The 25530-nt window shown below is 72.1% G+C and carries 26 protein-coding genes; 12 read left to right on the top strand and 14 right to left on the bottom strand.

Going from position 1 to position 25530, the window contains the following annotated elements:
• Window positions 1–52: 52 nt before the first annotated feature.
• From BHU15_RS11430 to BHU15_RS11405, 6 genes are all read right to left on the bottom strand, one after another.
• Window positions 53–814, bottom strand: a complete 762-nt coding sequence (locus BHU15_RS11430; protein WP_069627077.1) for a spherulation-specific family 4 protein — start codon at window positions 812–814, stop codon at window positions 53–55.
• Entirely contained in the window at window positions 802–1782 is a 981-nt protein-coding gene (locus BHU15_RS11425) for an SDR family oxidoreductase (RefSeq protein WP_069627076.1), read from the bottom strand. Before BHU15_RS11425 ends, BHU15_RS11430 begins: the two co-directional genes overlap by 13 nt.
• 183 nt (window positions 1783–1965) lie before the next feature.
• Window positions 1966–3111, bottom strand: coding sequence for a hypothetical protein (locus BHU15_RS11420; RefSeq protein WP_069627075.1), 1146 nt, complete (start codon window positions 3109–3111; stop codon window positions 1966–1968).
• On the bottom strand, window positions 3104–4954 hold the full coding sequence (locus tag BHU15_RS11415; RefSeq protein WP_069627089.1) for a DUF3492 domain-containing protein: 1851 nt from the start codon (window positions 4952–4954) through the stop codon (window positions 3104–3106). The genes BHU15_RS11420 and BHU15_RS11415 overlap by 8 nt, the downstream gene beginning before the upstream one ends.
• A gap of 209 nt (window positions 4955–5163) precedes the next feature.
• Window positions 5164–6546 carry a DUF3152 domain-containing protein gene (locus BHU15_RS11410; RefSeq protein ID WP_069627074.1) on the bottom strand — a complete coding sequence of 461 codons (1383 nt, stop codon included), beginning with the start codon at window positions 6544–6546 and terminating at the stop codon, window positions 5164–5166.
• 8 nt (window positions 6547–6554) lie between these two features.
• Window positions 6555–7610: an alpha/beta fold hydrolase gene (locus BHU15_RS11405; protein WP_069627073.1), complete on the bottom strand. Its 1056-nt coding sequence runs from the start codon at window positions 7608–7610 to the stop codon at window positions 6555–6557.
• A gap of 173 nt (window positions 7611–7783) precedes the next feature.
• On the opposite strand from BHU15_RS11405, the gene BHU15_RS11400 reads away from it, so the two are divergent.
• The 4 genes from BHU15_RS11400 to BHU15_RS11385 all read left to right on the top strand — a co-directional run bounded on the left by BHU15_RS11400 (window position 7784) and on the right by BHU15_RS11385 (window position 9696).
• Entirely contained in the window at window positions 7784–8038 is a 255-nt protein-coding gene (locus tag BHU15_RS11400; protein WP_069627072.1) for an Rv3202a family protein, read from the top strand.
• A gap of 200 nt (window positions 8039–8238) precedes the next feature.
• Window positions 8239–8889: a TetR/AcrR family transcriptional regulator gene (locus tag BHU15_RS11395; protein WP_031229667.1), complete on the top strand. Its 651-nt coding sequence runs from the start codon at window positions 8239–8241 to the stop codon at window positions 8887–8889.
• 156 nt (window positions 8890–9045) lie between these two features.
• Window positions 9046–9273 (top strand): DUF3107 domain-containing protein, encoded by a 228-nt coding sequence (locus BHU15_RS11390; RefSeq protein ID WP_023538836.1) that lies wholly within the window; start codon window positions 9046–9048, stop codon window positions 9271–9273.
• 153 nt (window positions 9274–9426) lie between these two features.
• Complete coding sequence (locus BHU15_RS11385; RefSeq protein WP_069627071.1) at window positions 9427–9696, top strand: hypothetical protein; 270 nt, start codon at window positions 9427–9429, stop codon at window positions 9694–9696.
• A gap of 12 nt (window positions 9697–9708) precedes the next feature.
• Here the strand turns inward: BHU15_RS11385 and BHU15_RS11380 are convergent, their stop codons facing one another.
• A complete protein-coding gene (locus BHU15_RS11380; RefSeq protein ID WP_023538838.1) occupies window positions 9709–10467 on the bottom strand; it encodes a ferritin-like fold-containing protein in 759 nt (252 codons plus the stop codon).
• Between the two features lie 530 nt (window positions 10468–10997).
• On the opposite strand from BHU15_RS11380, the gene BHU15_RS11375 reads away from it, so the two are divergent.
• On the top strand, window positions 10998–12806 hold the full coding sequence (locus BHU15_RS11375) for a DEAD/DEAH box helicase (RefSeq protein ID WP_069627070.1): 1809 nt from the start codon (window positions 10998–11000) through the stop codon (window positions 12804–12806).
• 107 nt (window positions 12807–12913) lie between these two features.
• Window positions 12914–13771: an alpha/beta fold hydrolase gene (locus tag BHU15_RS11370; protein ID WP_069627069.1), complete on the top strand. Its 858-nt coding sequence runs from the start codon at window positions 12914–12916 to the stop codon at window positions 13769–13771.
• Between the two features lie 25 nt (window positions 13772–13796).
• Here BHU15_RS11370 and BHU15_RS11365 read toward each other — a convergent pair whose 3' ends face one another.
• Window positions 13797–14708, bottom strand: coding sequence for an NYN domain-containing protein (locus BHU15_RS11365; protein ID WP_023538841.1), 912 nt, complete (start codon window positions 14706–14708; stop codon window positions 13797–13799).
• 176 nt (window positions 14709–14884) lie between these two features.
• Between BHU15_RS11365 and BHU15_RS40080 the strand changes: the two genes are divergently transcribed.
• A complete protein-coding gene (locus tag BHU15_RS40080) occupies window positions 14885–15037 on the top strand; it encodes a DUF8834 family protein (RefSeq protein WP_023538842.1) in 153 nt (50 codons plus the stop codon).
• A gap of 80 nt (window positions 15038–15117) precedes the next feature.
• Here BHU15_RS40080 and BHU15_RS11360 read toward each other — a convergent pair whose 3' ends face one another.
• The 4 genes from BHU15_RS11360 to BHU15_RS11345 all read right to left on the bottom strand — a co-directional run bounded on the left by BHU15_RS11360 (window position 15118) and on the right by BHU15_RS11345 (window position 18212).
• Window positions 15118–15723, bottom strand: coding sequence for a MarC family protein (locus BHU15_RS11360; RefSeq protein ID WP_023538843.1), 606 nt, complete (start codon window positions 15721–15723; stop codon window positions 15118–15120).
• A gap of 88 nt (window positions 15724–15811) precedes the next feature.
• Window positions 15812–16681: a PHP domain-containing protein gene (locus BHU15_RS11355; protein WP_069627068.1), complete on the bottom strand. Its 870-nt coding sequence runs from the start codon at window positions 16679–16681 to the stop codon at window positions 15812–15814.
• Window positions 16682–16769: 88 nt separating this feature from the next.
• The gene (locus BHU15_RS11350) at window positions 16770–17408 is read right to left on the bottom strand and encodes a DUF6758 family protein (protein ID WP_069627067.1); all 639 of its coding nucleotides are present in this window, start codon (window positions 17406–17408) and stop codon (window positions 16770–16772) included.
• Window positions 17409–17594: 186 nt separating this feature from the next.
• A complete protein-coding gene (locus BHU15_RS11345) occupies window positions 17595–18212 on the bottom strand; it encodes a suppressor of fused domain protein (protein ID WP_069627066.1) in 618 nt (205 codons plus the stop codon).
• 477 nt (window positions 18213–18689) lie between these two features.
• Here BHU15_RS11345 and BHU15_RS11340 point away from each other — a divergent pair, with 477 nt between their 5' ends.
• Both BHU15_RS11340 and BHU15_RS11335 read left to right on the top strand, forming a co-directional pair.
• A complete protein-coding gene (locus BHU15_RS11340; protein ID WP_069627065.1) occupies window positions 18690–19802 on the top strand; it encodes a magnesium and cobalt transport protein CorA in 1113 nt (370 codons plus the stop codon).
• 208 nt (window positions 19803–20010) lie between these two features.
• On the top strand, window positions 20011–20535 hold the full coding sequence (locus tag BHU15_RS11335) for a hypothetical protein (RefSeq protein WP_069627064.1): 525 nt from the start codon (window positions 20011–20013) through the stop codon (window positions 20533–20535).
• Window positions 20536–20557: 22 nt separating this feature from the next.
• On the opposite strand, the gene BHU15_RS11330 is transcribed toward BHU15_RS11335, so the two are convergent.
• Window positions 20558–21358 (bottom strand): hypothetical protein, encoded by an 801-nt coding sequence (locus BHU15_RS11330; protein ID WP_069627063.1) that lies wholly within the window; start codon window positions 21356–21358, stop codon window positions 20558–20560.
• A gap of 218 nt (window positions 21359–21576) precedes the next feature.
• Between BHU15_RS11330 and BHU15_RS11325 the strand changes: the two genes are divergently transcribed.
• The 3 genes from BHU15_RS11325 to BHU15_RS11315 are packed head-to-tail and all read left to right on the top strand — an operon-like array spanning window position 21577 to window position 24646.
• Window positions 21577–22851: a magnesium transporter MgtE N-terminal domain-containing protein gene (locus BHU15_RS11325; RefSeq protein WP_031229673.1), complete on the top strand. Its 1275-nt coding sequence runs from the start codon at window positions 21577–21579 to the stop codon at window positions 22849–22851.
• On the top strand, window positions 22841–23443 hold the full coding sequence (locus BHU15_RS11320) for a DUF1003 domain-containing protein (RefSeq protein ID WP_069627062.1): 603 nt from the start codon (window positions 22841–22843) through the stop codon (window positions 23441–23443). The genes BHU15_RS11325 and BHU15_RS11320 overlap by 11 nt, the downstream gene beginning before the upstream one ends.
• A gap of 42 nt (window positions 23444–23485) precedes the next feature.
• Window positions 23486–24646 (top strand): Mrp/NBP35 family ATP-binding protein, encoded by a 1161-nt coding sequence (locus tag BHU15_RS11315; RefSeq protein ID WP_023538852.1) that lies wholly within the window; start codon window positions 23486–23488, stop codon window positions 24644–24646.
• Window positions 24647–24717: 71 nt separating this feature from the next.
• Here BHU15_RS11315 and BHU15_RS11310 read toward each other — a convergent pair whose 3' ends face one another.
• A complete protein-coding gene (locus BHU15_RS11310; protein WP_171908356.1) occupies window positions 24718–25398 on the bottom strand; it encodes a hypothetical protein in 681 nt (226 codons plus the stop codon).
• Window positions 25399–25530: the final 132 nt, after the last annotated feature.

Below are 25530 nucleotides of genomic sequence, written 5' to 3'. Positions count from 1 at the left end.
TCGTCGGTTGGTCAGTACGTTTGTTCCTCCGGTAACACTGCCACGGGCCTTCTCATTCCGAGACACCCGGTCCGATCTGCGAGACAATTTCGTCCCAGTAGCCGGGCAGCGCCGCGAAAGGGCTGCTTCGTCCGATCCGTTCCCCGTGGTCGCTCCGGTCGGTGAAGAAGATCGTGCCCGCTCCCTGCCAGCGCGCGATCCGCATCGCCTCGTTCAGATGGCTGCGGGGCACCCCGTGGACGAGATGAACGAAGCGCTCGGGCGGATGGTCCGCCGTCCACTCGGCCACCTGTGACCAGCGGTAGTCGGTCCACGGCCCGCGGAAGGTGACCAACTGGTCGGCGATCTCGGCGTATCCGGGGTACGGATGCGTCCCGTGGCCGAGGACCAGATGCCCGCCGTGGGCGATCGTCTCCAGCGTCGCCGCCGTCAGCCGGACGTCGGGAAGGTACGACGCCTGCGCCGGACACCGGTCCAGGAAGAAGCCGTCGACGCGGTACCAGTCGTGGAAGTCGTGCGCCTCGGAGACGATCTCGCCGAAGCTCCGGGCGCCGTACGCGAGATCGAGATGCCCGAGCACCCGTACGCCCGCGTTCCTCAGCCGGCCCGCGGCCTCCAGACAGTGCGGGTCCGGCATACTGCCCGGCCCGTCGGCGACGTTGAGCACGGCCCAGTGCAACGGCGTTCCCGGGCGCGTCAGTTCGGCCCACTCGACCGGGGCGATCAGCGGATGCGCGTAACCGGGGATGCCGAAGCCCGGCCCGGTGGCGCCGGTGGCCGACCGGCTGCCGCCGGTTCTCGTCAGATGCGACACGCGGCCTCCATCCAGATGTCGGCGAGGGATTCCTCCAGATTGATCCGGGGCCGCCAGCCGAGCCGGTCGCGCGCGGTGCGGACGTCCGCCTGCTGCCAGCCGCCGCAGCCGTCGGGGTACGGGAACGGGCCGCTGCCCAGGTGCTCGGAGGGGTGCTCGCCGCGCTGCGGGCCGAGGGTGGCGTGCCCGGGTGCGGGGCGCTGCGCGCCGGTGAGCGCGTCGAGTTCGTGCAGGGCGCCGCCGTATCCGGCGACCCGCGCGAGGACGGCGGCGGCGTCCCTGAGCCGGACGGCTCGCCCCGTACCGATGTTGACGACGCCCTGGGCTGCGGAGAGCGAGGCGGCGTGGACGGCGCGGGCCACGTCGCGTACGTCGACGAAGTCGCGCTGGACGCCGAGCCCGCTGAGCTTCAGCTCGCCGTCGCCGGACTGCATGGCGCGGCGCATCGCCTCGGCGAGGCGGCCGAGCGGGGAGCCCGCGGGTGTGCCGGGTCCGACGGGCGAGAAGACGCGCAGGACGACGGCGTCGAGGCCGGCGCCGAGCACCAGCTCACTGGCGGCCAGCTTGCTCACGCCGTACGGCCCGCCGGGCCGGGGCACCGCGTCCTCGGCGGTGGACGAGCCGGGCTGCGAGGGCCCGTACTCGGAGGAGCAGCCGAGCTGGACGAGGCGGGCACCGCAGCCGCTGCGGCGCAGCGCCTCGCAGACGGTCGCGACGGCGACGGTGTTGTGCCGGGTCAGGTCGCGGGCGCCGCCCCGGGTGGCGCCGGCGCAGTTGATGACGACGCCCGGGTGGACGGCGTCCAGGAAGCGGGTGAGCGCTCCGGGGCTGCCGCCGGCGAGGTCGAACCGTACGTCGGCGTCGTCGCCGCGCCCGAGCGCGGTCAGATGCACGGCCGGGTCGGCGAGCAGCCGGTCGGCGACGAAGCGCCCGAGGAAACCGTTGGCACCGAGCAGCAGGACCCTCATCGCGCTGCCCCTTGCTTCCGACGCGCCGGTGCTGGGGGTTGAGGGGTCATGTTCTGTCGTCTCCTTAGAGGGTGTTGCTCTGCGGTTCGGGGTTACGCCCGCGGCGTCGGCTCCGCGGGAGGTCTCTGGGTCCGGACGGGCGGCCCGGACGGGGGCGTGCGCCGGTGGTCGGCGGTCCGCCGGTCAGGTGTGGGCCGAGGCCCGGGACAGGGTGACGGCGGCGTGGATCAGCAGGCCGAGCGCGGCGGCGCCGCAGGCGAGGGCCGGTACGGCGCCGGCTCCGCCCGCGTCGGCCAGGGCCCGGACGGGAACGGCGGCGCTTTCGAGGCCGGGGACACGGCCGGCCGCGGCGAGTGCGAGGGCCACCGCCTCGACGGCGCAGGCGGTGACGAGGCCGGTCGCCGCCGCCTTCGGGAAGCCGTGGACGGTGAGGAGCCGGGCGAGGAGGAGCAGGGAGCCGAGGGCCACGGTCGCGGCCAGGTGACCGCTGCCCGGTCTGCCGCCGAGGACGAGTTCGGCGAGGAGGGCCAGGGCGGTCAGCGCGCCGGCGTACAGCGCGAACAGGGCGAGCAGCACCGGCCGTGTCCGGGAGGCGAACTCGGCCAGTCCACGGCTGTCGGTGAGCCTGCGCCGCGCCTGTACGGACAGCAGATGGGCGCACCAGGCGGCGGGTGCCACGGCGAACGCCAGGGCCACCAGTGGCGTCGCCGCGTCGGTCAGGGGCGTGGTCGCCGGGCGTCCGTCGCCGGTCCCGGCGTGCAGTACGCGCGGCAGCCCGTCGCCGTACAGCGTGTACGCCAGCAGCCAGCACACCCACAGGCGCGAGACGCGCGCCGTGTGGCCCTCCACGCGCAGCGGGCCGCGCCGCAGGGCGATGGTGAGCGCGACGGCGAGGGCGACGGCCCCCGCCGCGCCTATCGCGAGACGTATCCCCGCGCCGGTTCCGCCGGCGTACCGCAGGGCGAGGAGGGCGGCGGCGCACACGGCGCCCGGGAGCAGCGTGCGCAGCGCCCACCCGGCGCGCGGATCACCGGCCCGCGACGGATGGGGGGCGGCCGCGACGGTGGTGTCCGGGCCGCTGTCGGTGGCGCGGGGCACGCGCGCGTACAGCTCCTCGGCGAGGGAGAAGACGTCCCGGTGGCGGAAGCGCGCGGCGGCGCGGTCGGTGACGCCGTGCGCCTCCAGACCGGCCGCGATCTCCAGCGGGTCGACGGCGCGTTCGCACAGTTCGCGGTGGCTGTGCATCAGGGTCTTGACGGGGTCCGCGGGGCCGCCGGCCCGGCGCGCGGGTCTCGTTGTCCCCGGGGAGGTGGTGCCGGTGTCAGACATCGCTCTCCCCCCGGGTCGGTCCGGCGACCGCACCGACCGCCTCCGCAGGACGCGACGCCCGCGGCCTCGCGGTCGAGGACATGGCGACGGGGACAGGAACGGGGACGGTCGGCGGCCGGGGCATCGAGACGGGCGGCACCATCGGCACGGGCCCCGGCACGGGTCCCGGTGTCGGTGCCGTTACGGTGCCGGCCCGCCCGGCCGTCCAGTGGCCGGGTACGTACGCCTCCGCCGGGTTGGCGAACGGCAGCGGCTCGCCGTGCGCGTCCACGGTCTCGGCCGGGCGCCGGACCGGGGCGTGCGAGATCAGCTCCAGATAGATGCCGTGGAAGGCCGCCACGTTCTGCTCGACGGTGAAGAGTTCGAGCGCGCGGGCCCGCGCGGCGGCGCCCAGCCGTTCGCGCCGCCGGGGGTCGCGCAACAGCGCGACGCACGCGTCGGCGAGCGCCCGCGGATTGCGCGGGGGCACCACGAGCCCCGTGCCGCCGATGACTTCGACGACCGCGCCGACGTCGGTGGAGACCGTCGCGCGCCCGCAGAACATCGCCTCGACCAGGCTGACCGGGAAGCCCTCGACGATGCTGGACAGGACGATCACGCCGCCCGCCGCGTACGCGTCCACCAGTTCGGGCGCCCCGGGCCCGCCGACCTCCTCGAAGGAGACGCAGTTGTCGCCCACGGCGTGCGCGTCGGCCGCCTCGTCGGGGAACAACTGGGCGGCCAGCGCCCGGCAGTGGGCGAGATACGCCGTCGCCTCCGCGCCCTGCGCGGCGGCGCCGATGATCCGCAGCCGCGCCTCGGGCTCCTCCTTACGGATGTCGGCGAAGGCGTGCAGCAGGGAGATGAGGTCCTTGGCGGGCTCGATCCGTCCGACCCAGACGAGGGTGCGCGGGTCGCCGCTGTCGCCGCCCGCCTCGCGCTCGCCCAGCGCGGCGAAGCGCTCGGTCTCCATCCCGGGGTAGACGGTGCGCAGTTTGGCGCGGTCGGCGCCGCAGCGCTCCTGCCAGCGCCGCGCGTGGGTGTTGCCCGGGGTGATGACGGCGGCCTGTCGGTAGACCTCGGCGGCGAGCCGGCCCTGGAAGGCCGCGAGCAGGGCGCGCACCGGCGCGCGCAGGGGCGCGTCACCGCCGGATCCGGCGGCCAGGTAGTGGGCGCGGAGCTGGACGCCGTACTCGGTGACCAGCAGCGGCGTACCGAAGAAGCGTTTGGCCAGAAGTCCGGCCAGGGCGGCGGATCCGCCCGTCGTCGCGTGGCACAGGTCGACGGCGCCGAGGCCTTCGTCGTCGTACCAGTCGAGGGAGAGCGGGCGCAGCGCGCGCTCCAACTGGTCGGCGAAGACCAGGTAGTCGGGGACGGTGGCACCGCGCACGCCCCGGCGTGCGCCGGGTGCGTGGCAGGCGGATTCCAGGATCCGTACGGCGGTCTCCGAACGCAGGGCCGTGGCCAGGCCGCCGTGGTCGCGTGCCAGTTCGGCGAGCCCGTACAGCCCTTCGGCGAAGGCGGCCGTGTGGCGCGCGCGGTCGCCGCCCCCGCCCTCGGCGGCGCCCTCGTCCGGGGTGCGGACGGCGGTGATCAGCTCCTCGAAGTGCCCCACGAAACGCCGCCGTTCGCGCCGCCCGTACGCCCTCCCGTCGCCCTGCGCCGACCAGAGGGGCGCGGTGCGCACCCTCAGTACGGAGGGCGGCAGCTGGATCCAGCCGTTGCCCTCCTGCTGGGCGCTGCGGCTGAGCGCGTAGACGTCGAACTCGTGCTGCGCGAGCCCGCGTACGAGCCGGTCGCACCACAGCCTGGACTCACCCGTCGCGTACGGGTAGCCACCGTCCGTGAGTAGTCCGATACGCACGAGCACACCCCTGATCTCCCTTGTGGGAAGCCGCCGTTGGATCGGCGACTCACAGCGGGACGACCGTAAGCGGACATGACGGTGGAACGGCGGACGGTTGTCCGTCGCACCACCAGAAGGGGTGAATGCACGTAACTTTCGCACCGCGGTAGCGTTCCGTCGCGCTATGGACCCGTTCGGTCACACTGCGTCAGGCTCCGGCCGGTGCCTCAACTGCCGGGGTACGCCCACGGGTTGGGCTTGCACTTCACGCCGTCGAGATCGAGCGTCTTCGTCTGCTGCTGCATCACGGGCGCGAGCGAGCCGGGCGTCTTGCAGCTCACGTGGTCGTATCCGAGCCGGTGGCCGATCTCGTGGTTGATGAGCATCTGCCGGTAGGTGAACATCGCCTTGGGGCCGTATGTCTTGGCCCCCTGCGCCCAGCGGTACGCGTTGATCATGACGCGATCGGTCGCGGCGGAGTCGCAGGACACGTTGTCGATGGTGGTGTCCAGACCGGACTTGGCGCACCACTCGGCCGTCGTCCCCGGGCTCGCCAGCGTGATCACGAACCGGGGCGAGCCGCCGGAGATCCGCTCGAAGGTCATGGCGCCGTTGTGGGCCCAGCTCCGGTCGTCGTTCAGGGTTTTCTGCACCGCGTCGGCGAACAGTTTCCGGTCGAGCCCGAGGCCCTTCTCGATGTCGATCCGATACGTGATCTTCTCGCCCTTGCCGGGCGCCTTGGCGAGCCCGGGGACCGCCTCGAACTCCCCCGGCCCCGCGAGATCGGCGGCCAGCGGGAACTGCTTGGCCATCAACTGGGCGTAGGTGGGCGGCGGCGCGGGGGCCGGCGCCACGGACTCCTTCGGCGCGCTCCGCCTGTCGTCCGAGCGCGAGGCGGCGTCCTCGCCGTCGCGGGCGAGCCCGCCGGAGGGCAGCGCGTCGGCCCGGGAGTCACGGCCGTCGGTGACCTGACCGGCCACCACGACGGCGAGCACCGTCGTCACGGCCGCCGCCGCTATCCCGGTGAAGGCGCGTCCCAGACCGCCCTTGGCGGGCCGCCCGTCGGCGCCGTCGGCGCCCGGGGCGGCCTCGGGGCCGTCCTGGTCGGAGCCACGCCCGGAGTCGGCGGCCAGGGCCGCGCGGGGATGGCTGTTCTTGTCGTCCCAGTCGGTGACGGGGGCGTACGGATCGGGCCGCCACTGCCCGCCGTCGGCGTCCGTACCGAAGCCGGTGCCGGAACCTGTGCCGGTGCCCGATCCGTACGGAGGGGCCGGCGCGTCGAAGGCGTCGATGAACTCACGGCGCGGTCCCGGTACCCGGCCCTGAGGGGCCGGCGCCGGACGGGACCGCCCGCCCGGACCCCGCGGGTCCCCGTACCGCCCCTGCTCGCCCCAGCCACCGCCCGGCTCATGGTGCTCGGGGTGTCCGCCGCGTACCTGGGGCACGCCGTGCGCGGGGGTCCCGTACGCCGGGTCGGCGCGTTCACGTTCACCGGGGGGCGGGCCGGGCGGCGCCTCCCGCTCACCGGCCGGCGGGCGGCTCGCGGCGGCCGGCCTCTTCCTGCTGTCGGATCCCTGGGGTGCGGGGCCTTTACGGCTGTGTCGTCCCACGCCCCGGATCAGCTCCCGCCACTGTCGTTACCGCCGTTGTCGCCCTCGTCGCCCAGGGCGTCGCCGCCTCCACCGTCATTACGGCCGGCACGCCCGTTCGTCTCATCCGCCGCCCTCTCGGACTCCTGGATGAGCGCCCGCGCGGCCTTCGCGACCACCTCCGGGTACTCCATCATGGCAACATGCCCGGCGTCCGGAAGCGTCAGGAGTCGGGAATCACGGAAAGCGTAGGACGCCTTGCGTGCCATTCGGTACGAAACGAGCTGATCCCGCCCTCCGTACACCAGCAGTGTCGGCGCGAGGACCCGCTCGGCCTGGCGCCACAGCCCTTGCTGGCCGCCGAGGGTGTACGCGTCGACGATGCCCCGGGTGGAGCGGGTCATCGCCTCCCAGAAGTACGGCAGACTCTGCCGCCGCTCCATCTCCTCCACCGCGTGCCGCAGCGCCTCCTCGGAGACCCGGCCGGGGTCGCCGTAACAGAGGGCCATCATGCCGCGCGTACGCTGCTCGGCCGTCCACTCGCGGGTCATCCGCCCGAACAGGGCGGCGACACCGGGCAGCGCCAGCAGGGCCGTCGGCACGGCGTTGCGCTGCACCCGGAGCTCGGGCAGCGCGGGCGAGACGAGGGTCAGGCTGCGCACCAGGTCGGGCCGGGCGGCGGCGATCCGGGTCGCGACGGCGCCGCCCATGGAGTTGCCGAAGAGATGCACGGCGCCGCGTCCGCGCGCGTCGAGCAGCCGGATCACGGCGCGCGCGTGGCCGGTGATCGAGTAGTTGCGGTCGTCCGGCGGCGGGGAGTCGCCGAAGCCGGGCAGGTCGACCGCCTCGCCGTCGACGGTGTCGGCCAGCAGGGGCATCAGGTCGGACCAGTTCTGCGAGGACCCGCCGAGGCCGTGCACGTACAGCGCGCGGGGCAGTCCGGGCCGCTCCGGGGGCCGCGAACGGACCGTCATGGTCAGGCCCGGCAGGGCGACCGTGTGCAACCGCTCGCCGTCGGCGACCCGGACGGCACTCACGCGCGGGACGGCGGCGGCGAGGGTTTCCGGCAGCTCGGTCGATGACATGCGGGCAATGTTACGAGACGATCACGCGCCGTTCGGCGTGTTCACCGTCACAGGAACGCATAGCGTCGAGGGTGCGGACCTCCTACCCTCGGAAGTACGCGTTCATATTCGCCTCATTTCGTGAATGGGCGGCGGAAGCGGACGGAAGACGACCGGAGAAGAAAGGGCGCCCCATGTCGGCGGACCCGAGCGACCCGGACATATTCCCGAACGACAGCGACAAGGAAGAACGGAGGGCCGAGGCGGATTCCGGCGAACTCGGAGAACTCGACGAGGAGACCCCGGAGGCCGACGCCGCCGAGCAGCACACGGACGTACAACCGTCCGACGACGATCCGCCGGCTCCCATCGATACGGCCGAGGCCGACGAGGCGGACGCCGCCGAACAGGCGCGTATCGTCTCTCTCGACGAGGACGACTACCGCTGAGTACCCGCTCAGGACCGGGTTCGCCTTTTGTCAGCATTGGATACTTTTCTCCGCCGCCGATCTTGCGGCCGGACGGATATCCGACTCCCCCGACTGTCCGGTCCGTGAAATTCTGCGACCTGACCACGCACAGCCGGGTTACCCAAAAGTACGATGGCAAGGCGGCGCACAGCGCGCACGGAACGATTCTGGGAGGCGGCGTGACAGCCATAGAGCAGACCGAGGCGGCGCGCCCGCGAGGCACGCGCCTGCCACGCCGCGCTCGACGCAATCAGCTTCTGGGCGCGGCTCAGGAAGTCTTCGTCGCACAGGGGTACCACGCCGCGGCGATGGACGACATCGCGGAGCGGGCCGGCGTCAGCAAGCCCGTCCTCTACCAGCACTTCCCGGGAAAGCTGGACCTCTACCTGGCCCTTCTGGACCAGCACTGCGAGGCGCTGCTCCAGGCCGTGCGCACGGCCCTGGCGTCGACGTCCGACAACAAGCTCCGGGTCGCGGCCACGATGGACGCGTACTTCGCCTACGTCGAGGACGAGGGCGGCGCGTTCCGGCTGGTCTTCGAGTCCGACCTGACGAACGAGCCCGCCGTGCGTGAGCGCGTGGACCGGGTGGCGCTCCAGTGCGCGGAGGCGATCTCCGACGTGATCGCGTCGGACACGGGCCTCTCCAAGGAGGAGTCCATGATGCTGGCGGTCGGACTCGGCGGCGTCTCCCAGGTGGTGGCGCGCTACTGGCTCTCCAGCGAGTCGGTCATCCCGCGCGACAAGGCCGTGGAGCTTCTCACCTCCCTCGCCTGGCGCGGCATCGCCGGATTCCCGCTGCACGGCAGCGAGCAGCACCCCGGCGCCTGACGGGCGGCCGAGCCGACCCTCCGGCCTCCTGACGCGGTCCGTGTTCGCTGCGGGCGTGCCCCACCACCGTCATCGGCGGCGTCTCTCCGGGCTAATGTGTGCTGCGTACCGCGCGGTTGACCGCGCAACGCACTGACCGTTCGGAGGGACATAGCGGTGGAGGTCAAGATCGGCGTGCAGCACACGCCCCGCGAGATCGTTCTGGAGAGCGGGCAGTCCGCCGAGGAGGTCGAGAGCGCCGTGGCCGACGCACTCGCCGGCAAGGCGAAGCTGCTCAGCCTCACGGACGAGAAGGGGCGGAAGGTGCTCGTACCGGCCGAACGGATCGCGTACGTGGAGATCGGCGAGCCGACGACCCGACGGGTGGGCTTCGGCGCTCTCTAAGGGCACCACAGCGACAGAGGAGTGGCCCGGCGGGATTCCCGCCGGGCCACTCCTTTGTTGGGTCTTCGGATCGCGGAGGGTTGCCCCGCGCGCACTCCGGGTAGACCGGGCTACGACTCAATCGGCCCGGCTCGCTCGGTGAGGTGATCAGCGGTGATCTTGGAAGCTCTCGGTGCGGTCCTGCTCGGACTGGGTGCCTCGTGGGCCGCGCTCCAGCGGCTGCCCCACCGGCTCCCCTCCCCCCGTCTCGTGCTCACCGCGGGACCCCTGGGCGCCGTCTTCGGCGCGATCCTCACGCACGCGGCGCTCGGCCCCGGTCATGTCGTCGCGACGCTGATCGGCGCGGTGGCCGTGGGGGCGGTTCTGCTCTCGCTGCTGCTCCGCCCCGCAGGCCATGTCCTGAGCCGGCCGATGCCCTCGTGACGCCGGCCTGTCTCAGGCGGCCAGTCCCAGCGCCGCCATCCGCTTCGTGTGCGCCTCGGTGATCCGCGAGAACATCCGGCCCACCTCGGCCAGGTCGAAGCCGTCGGCGACCCCGCCCACCAGCATCGTCGAGAGCGCGTCGCGGTCGGCCACCACACGCTGCGCCTGCGACAGCGCCTCGCCCATCAGCCGCCGCGCCCACAGCGCGAGCCGCCCGCCGACCCGCGGTTCGGCCTCGATCGCGGCCCGGACCTTCTCGACCGCGAAATTGCCGTGCCCTGTGTCATCGAGCACAGCGAGCACCAGGTCGCGGGTGTCGGAGTCCAGCCGCGCGGCCACCTCGCGGTAGAAGTCACTGGCGATCGAGTCGCCCACATAGGCCTTGACCAGGCCCTCCAGCCAGTCCGACGGCGCGGTCTGCCGGTGGAAGTCGTCCAGCGCGGCGGCGAAAGGATCCATCGCGCCCGTCGGATCGGCGTCGATTTCACCGAGCCGGTCGCGCAGTCTCTCGAAATGGTGGAATTCCGCTGAGGCCATCTTCGCGAGTTCCGCCTTGTCGTCCAGCGTCGGTGCGAGTTTGGCGTCCTCGGCGAGGCGCTCGAAGGCCGCCAGTTCGCCGTAGGCGAGTGCTCCCAGCAGATCCACGACCGCGGCCCGGTACCTCGGATCGGCGGAGGCGGTCGCCCAGTCCTGGGCGGCGATCCCGGTGTGCTCCGCGGGCGCGGACCCCGGTGTGGACTCGGGCGCAGTGGCGTTGTCAGACGTCTCCATGGAGCGCACAATAGCCCGCTCGGCGCAGGGCGCAGAGTCCGCTCCGCGCACCGCGTAAGGGCCCGGCCGACAACTGCCCGGAGCCTGTTCCGACGAATTCGTCCAACACACCTGCGCGATTCCGGGGTACAGTGGTAATGCGCCTGCCGAGTATTCGGTGGGCCATCGCAGTGTTTGACCGGGAGATCTGTCCCGGACAGGCCCCATGAGGATGCCCGGTCGGTGGCCCGATCGGCTCCGCCCCCGACCGCCCTCCGCGCGGACCGTGCGCACAGCTGCGTACGACCTGCAGATGAGGGGCCCCCTCAGCGGCACGAGCGCTCGAGCGACGGCAGTGGTCCCGCGCCATCCGGCCAATCCACGGCCGGCCGAGTACCCAGGTGCGGTACGACCCCCAGCGTTCGCCTCGCGTCGCGTCTCACAGAAGAGGCAGCACCCTGACTACGACTTTCCGAGACCTCGGAATCCTTCCCGAGACAGCCGAAGCGCTAGAAGCCGTCGGCATCCTGTCTCCGTTCCCCATCCAAGAGATGACCCTGCCGGTCGCGCTGTCCGGCAAGGATGTCATCGGCCAGGCCAAGACCGGCACCGGCAAGACGCTCGGCTTCGGCCTGCCGCTCCTGGAGCGCGTCACCGTCCCCGCCGACGTCGAGGCGGGCCGGGCCGCTCCCGAGCAGCTGACCAACGCCCCGCAGGCCCTCGTGGTGGTCCCCACCCGCGAGCTGTGCCAGCAGGTCACCAACGACCTCCAGACCGCCGGCAAGGTGCGTAACGTACGCGTGCTGGCGATCTACGGCGGCCGTGCCTACGAGCCGCAGGTCGAGGCCCTCAAGAAGGGCGTCGACGTCGTCGTCGGCACTCCGGGCCGGCTGCTCGACCTGGCGGGCCAGCGCAAGCTCGACCTGTCGCACGTGCGCGGGCTCGTCCTGGACGAGGCCGACGAGATGCTCGACCTGGGCTTCCTGCCCGATGTCGAGCGGATCATCCAGCTGCTGCCGGCGAAGCGCCAGACGATGCTGTTCTCGGCGACCATGCCGGGCGCGGTCATCGGTCTCGCCCGTCGCTACATGTCGCAGCCGACACACATCAGCGCCACGTCGCCCGACGACGCGGGCGCGACGGTCGCCAACACCACCCAGCGTGTCTACCGCGCCCACTCCATGGACAAGCCGGAGCTGGTCGCGCGCATCCTCCAGGCCGAGGGCCGCGGGCTCGCGATGATCTTCTGCCGTACGAAGCGTACGGCCGCCGACATCGCCGACCAGCTGGCCCAGCGCGGCTTCGCCTCCGGCGCCGTCCACGGCGACCTGGGCCAGGGCGCGCGTGAACAGGCGCTGCGCGCGTTCCGCAACGGCAAGGTCGACGTGCTCGTCTGCACCGACGTCGCCGCGCGCGGTATCGACGTCGAGGGCGTGACGCACGTCATCAACTACCAGTCGCCCGAGGAGGAGAAGACCTACCTCCACCGCATCGGCCGCACCGGCCGCGCGGGCGCGTCCGGTATCGCCGTGACGCTGGTCGACTGGGACGACATCCCGCGCTGGCAGCTGATCAACAAGGCGCTGGACCTGGGCTTCCCGGACCCGCCGGAGACGTACTCGACCTCGCCGCACCTCTTCGAGGAGCTGAACATCCCGGCGGGGACGAAGGGCATCCTGCCGCGTACGGACCGTACGCGTGCCGGTCTCTCGGCCGAGCAGGTCGAGGACCTCGGCGAGACGGGCGGCCGTGGCCGCAAGTCCGCCGGCCCGGCGCGTTCGGCCGCCGCCGTGCAGGAGGAGCGCCCGGCGCGTACGCGTACGCCGCGGCAGCGCCGTCGTACGCGCGGCGGGACTCCGCTGGAGGCCGGCGAGGCGCAGCCGCAGACGGCTTCGGCGGCGACCGAGGCGGTCGACACCGCCGAGGGCGCGGACGAGCCGCGCATCCCGCGCCGTCGTCGGCGTACGCGCGTGAGCGTGCCCGCGGACGCCGCCGTGGCTGTCGCCACGACCGTGGCGGAGCCGGCGCGTGAGGTGTTCGTCGAGCCGATGCCGCAGGCGCAGGACACGGCGGAGGCCGAACCGGCCACCAAGCCGCGTCGTCGTCGTACGCGGGCCGCCAAGCCCGCGGTCGAGGCCGTGGACACGGTCGAGGGCGCGGTCACCGACATAGACGACGGTACGAAGGCCACGAAGGCGGAGACCGAGACCAAGCCCCGGCGTCGTACGCGCGCCGCCAAGGCCCCGGTCGAGGCCGAGACGGCGAAGGCCGCCGAACCGGTGGCGGCCGAGGCCCCCGCCGCCGAGGCCAAGCCGCGCCGTCGCCGTACGCGCGCGGCGGTCGCCCAGCCCGAGAGCTGACGCACAGGGGCCGCGAGGCTCCTCCCGATGGCCCGGTCCCCACAGGGGGGCCGGGCCATCGGCGTACGGGTGAGGCGGCGCCGGGCGCGGGGTCTTACGCTCGTCGCATGAGCCGGCCGCCCACGTTCACTCCCCCGTCCTGCGCACACGCGTACCAGCTGTCGACGCGGCGCGGGCACTTCGCCGTGCTCGACGCGCGCCCCGAGGGGACGCCGCGCGGCACCGCCCTCCTGATGCCCGGATTCACCGGCAGTAAGGAGGACTTCATCGCGATGCTGGAACCGCTCACCGCGGCCGGCTATCGCGCCGTCGCCGTCGACGGCCGCGGACAGTACGAGTCCGCCGGACCCGACTCCCAAGAGGCTTACGCCCAGCGGGAGTTGGCGGCGGACGTGCTGGCGCAGGCCGAGGCGGTCGGCGCCCCCGTCCATCTCGTGGGGCACTCTCTGGGCGGGCAGATCGCCCGCGCCGCCGTCCTTACGGATGCCGGGCCGTTCCTGACGCTGACCCTGATCTCCTCGGGCCCCGCGCGTATCTCGCCCTCGCAGCAGGAGCGGGTACGGCTGCTGAGCGAGGCCCTGGAGCTCACCCATATGGACATGGGAGAGGTCTGGGAGGGCATCCGGGCGATGGAGCCCCCCGAGGAGACGGATGTCGACGGCGGGGATCTGCGCCGTCGCTGGCTGCGCCACAACCCGGCCCAACTGCTCGCCACGGGGCGTCAGTTGACGGTGGAGCCGGACCGGGTCGCCGAGCTGGCCGCCGTGCACCCGCTGCCCAGGCATGTGATGTCGGGCGAGCGGGACGACACCTGGCCGGTGCCGTTGCTCGACGACATGGCGCGGCGGCTGGGCGCGCGACGGACGGTGATCGAGGGCGCCGAGCACTCGCCGAACACCGATCAGCCGGCGCGTACGGCCGCCGCGCTCAGCGCCTTCTGGGACAGCCCCGACCGCGCCGGCTGAGGCGCGCGGGGAACGGGCCCCGCGCTCAGAACTGCGCCTCCAGGTGCTGCCAGAACCCGTCCCGCAGCGCCCGGCGCAGTCCGGCATGGCCGCGCAGCGACCGTTGCAGCAGCTTCTCCGCCTCGATCAGCAGGTCCTGGTCCACCGGCCCCGGCAGATACGGATGACCGGGCAGCAGCTCCGCCATCGCCACCCGCCCGCGTCCGACCAGCCAGCTCGCGGCGATCTGCGCGCCGATGAAGCGCACCTGTTCGCGCGAGGGCGGCGGGTCGCCCTCGCTCTCGTACGTGGTGACCGGCCGCCGCGTCACGTACGGCTGCCAGAACGCGAGGTCGAAGATGCGCTGGCTGTCGACCTCCCAGAGAAGCGGCTCGGCCTGGTTGCGCCCGTCGGCGGCCTCGATGCCCCAGAGGTGGACGCGGGCGCCGTAGCCCTGCGCGGCCTCCACGGCGGACACCAGGTCCTCGTCACCGCCCACCAGGGCGGCGTCGCTGATGGCGCGGTGCCGGGCGAGCGATTCGAGATCCGTGCGGATCAGTGAATCGACGCCCTTCTGCTGGTTGTTGGCGTTGAGATTGCCGAGTCTGACCTTGACGTCGGGCAGTTCCGCGATGCACTGCTGCTCGGGTGTGTGGATGCGCCGCCTGGCACCGTCGTACCAGTAGACGCGCAGCAGCCTGCTGTCAGCGAAGATCGTGCGCGCCTTGTCGATGAACGCCTCGATGAGCCCCTCGGCGTCGAGATCGAAGGACCGCCGGTCCTCGGTCCCCGCCACCAGTAATCCGGCTGCCGCGTAGACGTAACCCGCGTCGACGAAAATAGCGTGGGTGGACGGGGTCTTCGCGACCTCGGCGAGCATCCGCTGGAGCAGCTCGTTCGTGCGCTCCAGACGGGCGCCGACCTCGGCGATGTCGGGATTGATCTCTGCCTCGCTCATACGCGGTCCATTGTCCGTGGACGCGCCTGTACCCGCCAGTAGTTAGCCAGCCGAAAAATTTCTTTAGTGTAGGGAATGTTTGCAGAGGGCAAGGCGTTGTGGCCTTATGTAATCAATGATGGGCTACCCGTCACACACAGTTCTCCTACGGAGGATCAGACGAAGGGAGAAGCGATATGCGCTTCGAGATCATGCGACTGAACGATGCCGACGGCACAGCCGTCGACAGCACCGTTGTGGACGCCGCCTCCGTCAATCAGATCGTGCAGCAGGCCGCCTCAACAGGGCAGCGCCTCTACATCCGCCCGGCCGAACCCACGGCCTCGTAACGCCCGGATCCACCGGATCCACTGATCGGCTCACGTCGAGACGCCCCCGTACGGAGATCCGTACGGGGGCGCTTTGGGTCTCACGCGCCCTGGACGACCTGGGTGACGCCGTTGATGATCTGCTGCACGGCGATGGCGGAGAGCATCATTCCGGCGAGCCGGGTCACCAGCACCACGCCGCCGTCCTTGATCAGCCGGATGATCACCAGCGAGTAGCGCATCGTCAGCCAGAGCACGGCGTGCATCGCCACGATCGCCGCCCACACCGACGCCTGCGCCGCGGCCCCGTCGGCGTGCTGCACGGCGAGGATGACGGAGACGATCGCGCCGGGACCGGCCAGCAGCGGCATGCCGAGCGGTACGAGGGCGACGTTGACGTCCTTCGTCTGCTTGGGCTCGTCGGTCTTGCCGGTGAGCAGATCGAGCGCGATGAGCAGCAGGAGAAGTCCGCCCGCGATCATCAGGGCGGGGACGGAGACATGCAGATAGTCGAGGATCTGCTGGCCGAGCAGCCCGAAGACGGTGATCACGCCGAAGGCGACGGCCACCGCCTGCCAGGCCATCCTGCGCTGGACCTTGGCGGGGCGTCCTGAGGTGAGGGCGAGGAAGATCGGCGTGATCCCCGGCGGGTCCATGATCACGAAGAGGGTGAGGAAGAGGGAACCGAAAACGGCAGCGTCGAACACGGGGTGGCCTTGCGATAAGTGGGTGGACTGAGCGGGGGACGCGGTGGCGGACGTCGTACGGGCGCGGCAGGGGCGCCGTACGGGTCGCTCAGGCGTGTCCGCCCGTACCGGGGACCGGGAACGCGCCCGAGGCGCGGCGGACGATCTCGCCGTAGATCTCGGGGTCGGTGCTGTACTCCCCGAGCCGGACCGTCTTGCGGCTGCCGTGGTAGTCGCTGGAGCCGGTGGTGAGCAGGCCCAGCTCGGCGGCGAGTCCGCGCAGGCGCGCGCGCGTGGGCTCGTCGTGGTTCATGTGGTCGACCTCGACGCCGTCGAGACCCGCCTCGGCCAGGCGCACCAGCGCCGCCTCGGCGACGACCGCGCCACGGGTCACGGCCAGCGGATGGGCGATGACGGTGACGCCGCCGGCGGCCTTGACCAGCCGGATCGCCTCGAAGGGGTCCAGCTCGTGCCGGGGCACGTGCACCCGGCCGTGGTCGGAGAGCCACTGGGAGGTGAACGCCTCGTCGACCGAGCCCACGACGCCCAGTTCGACGAGCGCGGACGCGACATGCGGGCGGCCGATCGAGCCGTCCCCGGCGATCCGGGCGACCTGCTCCCAGGTGATCGGCACACCGAGCTCCTGGAGCTTGGCCACCATCGCCCGGGCGCGCGGCACCCGGTCGTCGCGCACCAGCTCGCGCTCGCGCAGCAGTTGGGGCTCGTCGGCGTCGAAGAGGTACGCCAGCATGTGCAAACTCACACCGTCGGCCCGGCAGGACAGCTCGGCGCCGGTGACGAGCGTGAGATCGCCGTCCAGTTCGGCGAGCGCCTTCAGCGCCTCGGCGTGGCCCCGGGTGGTGTCGTGGTCGGTGAGCGCGACGACGTCCAGACCGGCGGCTGCGGCGTTGCGTACCAGCTCGGCCGGGGTGTCCGTACCGTCGGACGCCGTGGAGTGGGTGTGCAGGTCGATGCGCACGACGCGTACTCCAGGGGCTCCGAGGGGCAGGGGACGCTCCAGGATAACGGGCGTACGAGAGGGCCCCGGCCGGTCGCGGCGCCGGCCCTCAGCTCAGCAGCCGCGGGGACAGCGCCCCGCACGGCAGCAGGTCCACCTCGGCGCCCGCGTCGCGCAGGTCGGTCAGCACCAGTTCGTCGTACATCAGCAGCCCCGTCTGCTCCGGCCAGACGATCGCCCAGAGCCACAGCCCGAGCGCCTCGCCCGCGAAGACCGCGCGGTCCGGCGGGACGTCGGGCACGTGCCAGAGCGGGGTGGGGCGGCCGGCGGCGAGCAGCTTGGCGTGCGGGGGCCGGTCGACGCGGATGTGCGGGCCCGGGTCGGGGCCGTCGATCCCCGCGTACCGCGCCCCGAGTCCGACGCCCAGCTCCTCGGCGACCAGCAGCAGCTCTCCCGAGCCGCCGAGCGGGCCGGGTCCCGAGCAGGCGACGGCGGTGGCCCGGCCGCCGCTGCGGTCGTCGCCCGCGTACGCCACACCGGTGTAGAGCCAGCCGACCGGGAGCGGCCAGGGCATCCAGACGGGGACGCGGGCGCGGTTCACGACGACACCGAGGGCTTCGACGCTGGGCGGTATGACCGGCTGCATGGGATGCACCGTGCCGTGCGTGTCGCACTGCCAGGAGTCGGCGAAGAGACCGGGCGCCCTGACCCGGCCACCGCACTTCGGGCAACCTGGTTCGCCCCTCATGGTGCCCAACGGTCCTCCCCGGCCGACGCCCCGTCAAGGACGATCACCCGTCCGGCACAGAACCCCGGCAAATACCGGCGGCCTGTACGAGACGGGTACTCCTCCGCACGGCGTAGGGGGTTCAGGGGCTACGGGGGTCTTACGCGTACATCGCCCGGTCCGACGCGCGGCCGGACCGGGGGGTCGTCAGTCCAGCGCGACCGAGCCGCGCAGCGGGTCGCGCAGATCCGTCCCGTGCGCCAGCCAGCGCTCCTGGAGCGCCTGCGCGCCCTTGACCCGCTTCCACGCGGCCTCGTTGGGCGTCATCGGGAGCAGTGGCAGAAACCGTACGGGTTCCAGCGGCGCGGCCAGCTCCAGGTCGGGGACCAGGCCGCCGGACTCCCCGACGAGCACGGAGCTGAACGGCGCGCCCGGCCACAGGGGTTCACCGACCTCCAGCGAGGCGCCGGCGGACACGACCAGGCCCTCGACCTGGGGCGACGCTGCCAGTACGGCGAGCGGGTGGAGCACCTTGTCGGTGTCGGCGAGCCCGGCGCGTACGGACAGGATCAGCTCGGCGCGCGGCCCCCGGTCCGGGTCGGGGACGACGACCGTGGGGTCGGCCATCGGCCGCGCGGACATCCCCAGCGTGGCGTACCGCACGACGGCGCCTTCGCTTTCGCCGGAGTCCGGCGACTGTCCCGGGTCGAGGAACCGCAGCACCTCGATCCGGTCCGTGCCCACGAACGTCATCGCCGCGCGCGCCTCGGGTTCGCCGAGCGCGGAGCGCAGCCGGGCCTCGACCGATGAGAGAACTTCTGCCATCCGGTGAGCATAGAACGCCTTCTTAACGGGCAAGAGACCGAATTGGCCCCGATCGGCTGCTAGTCTGGGCCGCCGGTCGGGACAGCACGCACATCGCGTCGCTCTCCGGTCCCGACACACGTCATCCCCTACGGGGGACCGGCCGGAGGAGGTGGGGCTGCGGTGGATCGAAGTCACCCGGCCAGTACCAACCGCTCTTCCTCGCGCTGTACCGCCTCACACATCTGAGGCCCTGCCCCGTACAGGCCCGCGGCTTGTCGCACGACGGAAGAGCACTGCACCAGCACTGTCTTTCCTGTCTGTAGCGAACGCCGTCACCGCGTCCTCGCGGTGCCGCCCGCTTTGCGGACGTATGCGCGCAGCGCCGTGTCAGGTCATGCCACGCCGTTTCGAATCCGTGTCAGCACGTACGCGCGTCACGTCCCCGTTCCGGGCTGCGCCACGCCCCGCCGACGGCCTCTCCGTGAGGAGCCAGCCATGTCGATGATCCGTGACCTGCGGGCGGCGGTCCGCCCGTCCCTGCGCAAGAGCAGCACCGCCTACACCTACGACTCCACCCGCGACCCCTCGGCGTCCAGCGCCGTCGTCGACTGCGCCGTCTACCGGGGCGGCCGGCGGGTGAAGGACGAGCCGTGCCTCACCCCGCACGAGGCGATGCTGGAGGTGCGCAAGGGCGGCGGCTTCGCCTGGATCGGCCTCCATGAGCCGACCGAGGCCGAATTCGCCGGTATCGCCGAGGAGTTCGGGCTGCACCCGCTCGCCGTCGAGGACGCCGTGCACGCCCACCAGCGGCCCAAGCTGGAGCGGTACGACGACACCCTCTTCGCCGTCTTCAAGACGATCCACTACATCGAGCACGCCGAACTGACCGCGACCAGCGAGGTCGTGGAGACCGGCGAGGTCATGTGCTTCACCGGCCGGGACTTCGTCATCACGGTGCGGCACGGCGGCAAGGGCTCGCTGCGCGCGCTGCGGCACCGGCTCGAGGACGACACCGAACTGCTCGCCAAGGGACCGTCGTCGGTCCTGCACGCCATCGCCGACCATGTCGTCGACGGGTACATCGCGGTGGCCGCCGCCGTGCAGGACGACATCGACGAGGTCGAGATCGCCGTGTTCTCGGCGCCCGCCAAGGGCAGCCCGCCGGGCTCGGACGCCGGGCGGATCTACCAGCTCAAGCGCGAGGTGCTGGAGTTCAAGCGGGCCGTGGCGCCGCTGCTGCGCCCGATGCAGCTGCTGAGCGAGCGTCCGATGCGGCTGGTCGAACCCGACGTACAGAAGTACTTCCGCGACGTCGCGGACCATCTGGCGCGGGTGCACGAGGAGGTCATCGGCTTCGACGAGCTGCTGAACTCGATCCTCCAGGCCAATCTGGCGCAGGCGACGGTGGCGCAGAACGAGGACATGCGCAAGATCACGTCGTGGGCGGCGATCATCGCCGTACCGACGGCGGTCTGCGGCGTGTACGGCATGAACTTCGACCACATGCCCGAACTCGGCTGGAAGTACGGCTACCCGATGGTGCTGTGCGGCATCGCCGTCGTCTGTCTGTCCATCCACCGGACGCTGAAGCGCAACGGGTGGCTGTAGGCGCCGTCAGGGACGCCCTGGGCCGTGTCTGACAAATCCCGTCTGGCGCACGACGCCCGGCACGCACGCTCCCTGCGTTGTCGGAGTCGCTCAAGTACGTCCAGTACGAGAGCGATCCTCCGCCTTGCGATCGCACGCACCGGACGCCGTGCGCCCCGCCCTGCGGGCGGACGACGCCATTTGTCAGACACGGCCTAGGCTGCCGGGCATGACAGACACCGTTCCCGGCTCCCCGCTCCTCGGCAAGGCTCTCGTCGAGGAGGCCACCAAGAAGTCCGGCCTCATCTGGGTGCGGGCGGGCGGGCCCGCCCGTGCCTTGTGGCACGTCTGGCTCGACGGGGCCGCGCTGGTCGTCGGGGACGGCAGCGGCGAGCAGCCCCTGCCGGGCCTGGTCGACGGCTCCACCGCCGATGTGACCGTACGGAGCAAAGACAAGGGCGGGCGGCTGGTGGCCTGGACCGCGTCCGTCACCGAACTCGCTCCTCGTACGGAGGCGTGGGAGAGCGCTGTCGCCGAGCTGAAGGGCAAGCGGCTGAACGCGCCGGACTTCGACGAGATGACGGACCGCTGGGCGCGCGAGTCGCGGGTGCTGCGCCTGGAGCCGCGCGACGCGATCACCGACCTGCCCGCCGACTCCCAGGCGGCGGCGCCGCTGCCGACGCCGGCGACGACGCGCCTGCCCGCGCCGGCGGCCGTGCCGAGGCTGCTGTTCAAGCGTCGTAAGAAGGACTGACGGGGCGGCGGCCGGGGCCGGCTCAGGTGCCCGGCAGCGTGCTGCCGTAGTCCACCGTCTCGCCCTTGGCCGGCGCCTTCAGTGGGAAGTCCTTGCCCCAGTCGCTGAGGGTGAGCGTCCCCGCGTCACCCGCGCGGGCCATCTGCAGCGGATACGGCGTACCTTCCAGCGACACGTTCAGCGAGCCGCCCGCGCCGCCGCTGCCGTTGACCGCGATGGTGCGTATGCCGCCGATCTCGGCGCGGTCGCCCTTGTCGCGCTTGCCGTGCAGCCCCAGCAGCCCGTCGAGCAGCACGCTCTTGTCGGTGAAGCCCCGCAGCTGCTCGTAGGCCGGATCGTCCTTGGGGACCTTCACGTACTTGTCGTCGAGCTTCTCCGCGGCCTCGGAGTCGGCCTCGGAGGGCTCGCCGCCCTTGCCCTCGCCGTCGCCCTCGTCACCGCCGTGGCTCCAGAACTCCGCCTTCGCCTTCAGGAACAGCTCGTCGTCGACGCGCAGCAGCTCGAACGTGCCGCCGGTCTCGGAGCTGACCGATCCGGTCCCGCCGGCCTCCTTGAGCGACATGTTGAGCTTGTACGTCTGCCCGTCGGTGACGAGCGTGCCCGACAGGCGCACCGCGTCCGCGCTCTCGGCGGCGGCCTTGGCCTTCTTCTCGATCCCGGCGGCCGACAGCTTGCCGACGCCGTTCGTCCCCGCGTCCGGATCCTCGTCGCCCCCGCAGGCCGTGAGCGCCAGGGTCATCCCGACGCAGAGAGCCACGGGAACCGCGGCCCGGCGAAGTCGGGCGGAGGACCGAAGAAGGGTCACGAACGCACTGCCTCTCATGCCTGACGGGGGACGGCAGACCGCAGCGTACCGGTGCCGGCCGCACCCATCGACAACGAGCCCCGGCGACCGTCCGCCCGTACCGTACGGACGGATCCGCCAAGGCGGCACGGAGCGGTACGGGCTAGCCTGAACCCGTTGTCGCGGTCGATACGGGGACAGTCACGGCACGGCCGGAACAGCCGGCCGGGACAGTCGCGGGCAAGGAGGAGCGGATGATGGCGTCGGCCGCCTCCCGCGTCTTCGTCTCCCACCTCGCCGGTGTGCCGGTCTTCGACCCCAACGGTGACCAGGTGGGACGGGTGCGGGACCTGGTGGCGATGCTCCGCGTCGGCGGCCGTCCGCCACGGGTGCTCGGCATGGTCGTCGAGGTGCTCAGCCGGCACCGGATCTTCCTGCCGATGACCCGCATCACGGGCGTCGCGTCGGGCCAGGTGATCACCACGGGCGTGGTCAACATGCGGCGCTTCGAGCAACGTCCCACGGAGCGGCTGGTCCTGGGCGAGCTGCTCGACCGCCGCGTACAGCTCGTGGAGAGCGACGAGCAGGTGACCGTCCTCGATGTCGCCGTCCAGCAGCTGCCCGCCCGCCGCGAGTGGGAGATCGGGAAGGTCTTCGTACGGCGCGGCAAGACCGGCGCGCTGCGGCGTCGCGGCGAGACGCTGACCGTCGACTGGTCGGCGGTGACCGGCTTCTCGCTGGAGGAGGACGGCCAGGGCGCGGAGAACCTGGTCGCGACCTTCGAGCGGCTGCGCCCGGCCGACCTGGCCAACGTGCTGCACCATCTGACGCCGAAGCGGCGCGCGGAGGTGGCCGCCGCCCTCGACGACGACCGGCTCGCCGACGTCCTGGAGGAGCTGCCCGAGGACGACCAGGTGGAGATCCTGGGCAAGCTCCAGGACGACCGGGCCGCCGACGTGCTGGAGGCGATGGACCCGGACGACGCGGCCGACCTGCTGTCGGAGCTGCCCGAGGAGGACAAGGAGCGGCTGCTGGCGCTGATGCGGCCCGGCGACGCCGCCGACGTACGGCGGCTGCTGGCGTACGAGGAGCGGACGGCGGGCGGCCTGATGACGACCGAGCCGATCGTGCTGCGCCCGGACGCGACGGTCGCCGACGCGCTGGCGCGGGTGCGCCGGCAGTCCCTGTCGCCCGCGCTGGCCGCGCAGGTCTACGTGTGCCGGGCGCCGGACGAGACGCCGACGGGCAAGTACCTGGGCACGGTGCACTTCCAACGGCTGCTGCGCGACCCGCCGTTCACGCTGGTCGGCTCGATCGTGGAGAGCGACCTGCCGCCGCTGTCGCCCGATACGCCGCTGTCCGAGATCACCGGGTATCTCGCCGCGTACAACATGGTGGCCGCGCCGGTCGTGGACGAGAGCGGGTCGCTGCTCGGCGCCGTGACCGTCGACGACGTGCTGGACCACCTGCTGCCCGACGACTGGCGGGAGACCGGCTTCCACGGCCTTCAGGAGGCCGAGGATGGGCATTGAGCGGGCGGACAAGGACGCGTCGAGGGAAAGGGCCGCCGCGGTCCCGGGAGCCAGCGCTGTGGCGCGTGGGCCGCGCGGACGGCTCGACCAGCCGCGCACGCCCCGGCGCAAGCTCCTGCCGGACTACGACCCCGAGGCCTTCGCCCGGCTCTCGGAGCGGATCGCGCGCTTCCTCGGGACGGGTCGCTTCATCGTCTGGATGACGCTGACGATCATCGTGTGGGTGCTCTGGAACATCTTCGCGCCCCCGTCGGTCCGCTTCGACGAGTACCCGTTCATCTTCCTGACGCTGGCGCTGTCCCTCCAGGCGTCGTACGCGGCCCCGTTGATCCTGCTGGCGCAGAACCGCCAGGACGACCGTGACCGGGTCACCCAGGAGCAGGAGCGCAAGCAGAACGAGCGCTCCATCGCCGACACCGAGTATCTGACCCGCGAGATCGCGTCGCTGCGGATGGGACTCGGCGAGGTCGCCACCCGTGACTGGATCCGCTCGGAGCTCCAGGACCTGGTGCGGGAGCTGGCCGAGCAGCAGGCGCCGCCGCGTATCGAACCGGGGCGGCGACGTGACGAATCAGACCGCCCGGAGCACTGACGCGCTTTTTGGAGCGTGCGCGGCGCGCCGTACCATCTCCCTATGGCTACGGACACGCACGGAACCGTCGCGCCCTCGCAGGACGCGGTACGCGCAGCGCTGGCGACGGTGAACGACCCCGAGATCCACCGGCCGATCACGGACCTCGGCATGGTCAAATCGGTCGACATCGGGGCGGACGGCGCGGTGGCTGTCACGGTCTATCTCACGGTGTCCGGCTGCCCCATGCGCGACACGATCACCACGAACGTGACGGAGGCCGTCGCAGCGGTCGCGGGTGTCACCCGGGTCGACGTCACGCTCGACGTGATGAGCGACGAGCAGCGCAAGGACCTCGCGGCGTCGCTGCGCGGCGGGACCGCCGAGCGCGAGGTGCCGTTCGCCAAGCCCGGCTCGCTGACCCGCGTGTACGCGGTGGCCTCGGGCAAGGGCGGCGTCGGCAAGTCGTCGGTGACGGTCAACCTGGCGGCGGCGATGGCCGCCGACGGTCTGAAGGTCGGCGTCGTCGACGCGGACATCTACGGGCACAGCGTGCCGCGCATGCTGGGGGCCGACGGGAAGCCCACCCAGGTCGAGAACATGATCATGCCGCCGTCGGCGCACGGCGTGAAGGTCATCTCGATCGGGATGTTCACTCCGGGCAACTCCGCGGTGGTGTGGCGCGGACCGATGCTGCACCGCGCGCTCCAGCAGTTCCTCGCCGATGTGTACTGGGGCGATCTGGACGTGCTGCTGCTGGACCTGCCGCCGGGCACGGGCGACATCGCGATCTCGGTGGCGCAGCTCGTGCCGAACGCCGAGATCCTGGTGGTCACCACGCCGCAGCAGGCCGCGGCCGAGGTCGCCGAGCGGGCCGGCTCCATCGCCGTACAGACCCATCAGAAGATCGTCGGCGTGGTCGAGAACATGGCGGGCCTGCCGTGCCCGCACTGCGACGAGATGATCGACGTGTTCGGGACGGGCGGTGGCCAGCGGGTCGCCGACGGGCTGACGAAGACGACCGGCGCCTCGGTGCCGGTGCTCGGCGCGATCCCGATCGACGTACGGCTGCGGGAGGGCGGCGACGACGGCAAGCCCGTCGTGCTGTCCGACCCCGACTCCCCCGCGGGCGCGGCGCTGCGGTCGATCGCCGGGAAGCTCGGCGGGCGGCAGCGCGGACTGGCGGGCATGACGCTGGGTCTGACGCCGCGTAACAAGTTCTGACACCTGCCGCACGTACGCGTAAGGGGCGCCCGCCATGGCGGGCGCCCCTTACGCATGCGGTGTCGCGCCGGCTACTCGGGGACGTACGTGTTGATGTCCTCGATCACCGAGAAGCCGAGGCCGTACGCGCTCATGCCGCGCCCGTACGCGCCGAGGTGGACCCCGCTCCCGTCCGGGCCGGTGGCGCCCGTCGAGCCGGCGAGTACCCAGCCGAATTCGGATTCGCGATAGTGGAACGGCGTCGGCACACCGTCAACGGGGAGCGAGAGCACCGACCAGGCGGAGCCGTTCAGATCGTCGGCCAGTTCAAAGGCCGTCTCGGTCTGCTGGTCCAGCCAGTCGTCGCGCAGCGTGTGGTCGAGCTGCGCGGGCCAGGTCGACACCAGGAGCGCCGAACCGGCCAGCCAGGCCGCCGAGGACACCGTGGTGGCGTCGAGCACGCCCGTGCCGTCACCGCTGCGCCGTACGGGGCTCGCCGGGACGGTGACGACCGCCGCGAAGCGTTCCTTCTCCGTGCCGGACGGGTCAGGTCTTATCGACGGCTCCTCGCCGTGGCCCGTGGAACCGTGCTGCACGGTGCCGTCCGCCGCGAAGCCCACCTGCATCAGCCACCGGGGGCCGGTGAACGCGTCGTCCAGTCCGTACCAGGGGAAGGTGGCCCGCAGATAGCCGTCGACGGCGCGCCCCGCCCCCGGCAACCCGTCCGTCGTGCCGGCCGCGCCATGGGCCCCTACCCGACGTGTCGTCTCCATCTGTCCGGACCGCCTCCTCTATCTCGGGGTCCGGGCGGCCCGCCCTCACGGACGTCTCACTACCGGACAGATGGAGGATAGCCACCCGTTACCGGCTCGCCGGGCAGGGTGGGCTTCAGGGGGTGTCTGCGT

Origin of the sequence: Streptomyces niveus, from assembly GCF_001723055.1 — a bacterium.
GTDB classification, from domain to species: Bacteria; Actinomycetota; Actinomycetes; order Streptomycetales; family Streptomycetaceae; genus Streptomyces; species Streptomyces niveus.
Note: the sequence above shows the minus strand (reverse complement) of the source record. Positions and strands in the feature narration are given on the sequence as shown.

Bases quoted from the DNA above. Each gene is read 5' to 3' on its own strand.
- BHU15_RS11310 (WP_171908356.1), bottom strand. From the start codon at position 25,398: ATGGAGACGACACGTCGGGTAGGGGCCCATGGCGCGGCCGGCACGACG.
- BHU15_RS11340 (WP_069627065.1), top strand. From the start codon at position 18,690: ATGTCGATGATCCGTGACCTGCGGGCGGCGGTCCGCCCGTCCCTGCGC.
- BHU15_RS11315 (WP_023538852.1), top strand. From the start codon at position 23,486: ATGGCTACGGACACGCACGGAACCGTCGCGCCCTCGCAGGACGCGGTA.
- BHU15_RS11330 (WP_069627063.1), bottom strand. From the start codon at position 21,358: ATGAGAGGCAGTGCGTTCGTGACCCTTCTTCGGTCCTCCGCCCGACTT.
- BHU15_RS11325 (WP_031229673.1), top strand. From the start codon at position 21,577: ATGGCGTCGGCCGCCTCCCGCGTCTTCGTCTCCCACCTCGCCGGTGTG.
- BHU15_RS11345 (WP_069627066.1), bottom strand. From the start codon at position 18,212: ATGGCAGAAGTTCTCTCATCGGTCGAGGCCCGGCTGCGCTCCGCGCTC.
- BHU15_RS11380 (WP_023538838.1), bottom strand. From the start codon at position 10,467: ATGGAGACGTCTGACAACGCCACTGCGCCCGAGTCCACACCGGGGTCC.
- BHU15_RS40080 (WP_023538842.1), top strand. From the start codon at position 14,885: ATGCGCTTCGAGATCATGCGACTGAACGATGCCGACGGCACAGCCGTC.
- BHU15_RS11420 (WP_069627075.1), bottom strand. From the start codon at position 3,111: ATGTCTGACACCGGCACCACCTCCCCGGGGACAACGAGACCCGCGCGC.
- BHU15_RS11370 (WP_069627069.1), top strand. From the start codon at position 12,914: ATGAGCCGGCCGCCCACGTTCACTCCCCCGTCCTGCGCACACGCGTAC.
- BHU15_RS11350 (WP_069627067.1), bottom strand. From the start codon at position 17,408: ATGAGGGGCGAACCAGGTTGCCCGAAGTGCGGTGGCCGGGTCAGGGCG.
- BHU15_RS11425 (WP_069627076.1), bottom strand. From the start codon at position 1,782: ATGAGGGTCCTGCTGCTCGGTGCCAACGGTTTCCTCGGGCGCTTCGTC.
- BHU15_RS11405 (WP_069627073.1), bottom strand. From the start codon at position 7,610: ATGTCATCGACCGAGCTGCCGGAAACCCTCGCCGCCGCCGTCCCGCGC.
- BHU15_RS11320 (WP_069627062.1), top strand. From the start codon at position 22,841: ATGGGCATTGAGCGGGCGGACAAGGACGCGTCGAGGGAAAGGGCCGCC.
- BHU15_RS11335 (WP_069627064.1), top strand. From the start codon at position 20,011: ATGACAGACACCGTTCCCGGCTCCCCGCTCCTCGGCAAGGCTCTCGTC.
- BHU15_RS11375 (WP_069627070.1), top strand. From the start codon at position 10,998: ATGACCCTGCCGGTCGCGCTGTCCGGCAAGGATGTCATCGGCCAGGCC.
- BHU15_RS11400 (WP_069627072.1), top strand. From the start codon at position 7,784: ATGTCGGCGGACCCGAGCGACCCGGACATATTCCCGAACGACAGCGAC.
- BHU15_RS11365 (WP_023538841.1), bottom strand. From the start codon at position 14,708: ATGAGCGAGGCAGAGATCAATCCCGACATCGCCGAGGTCGGCGCCCGT.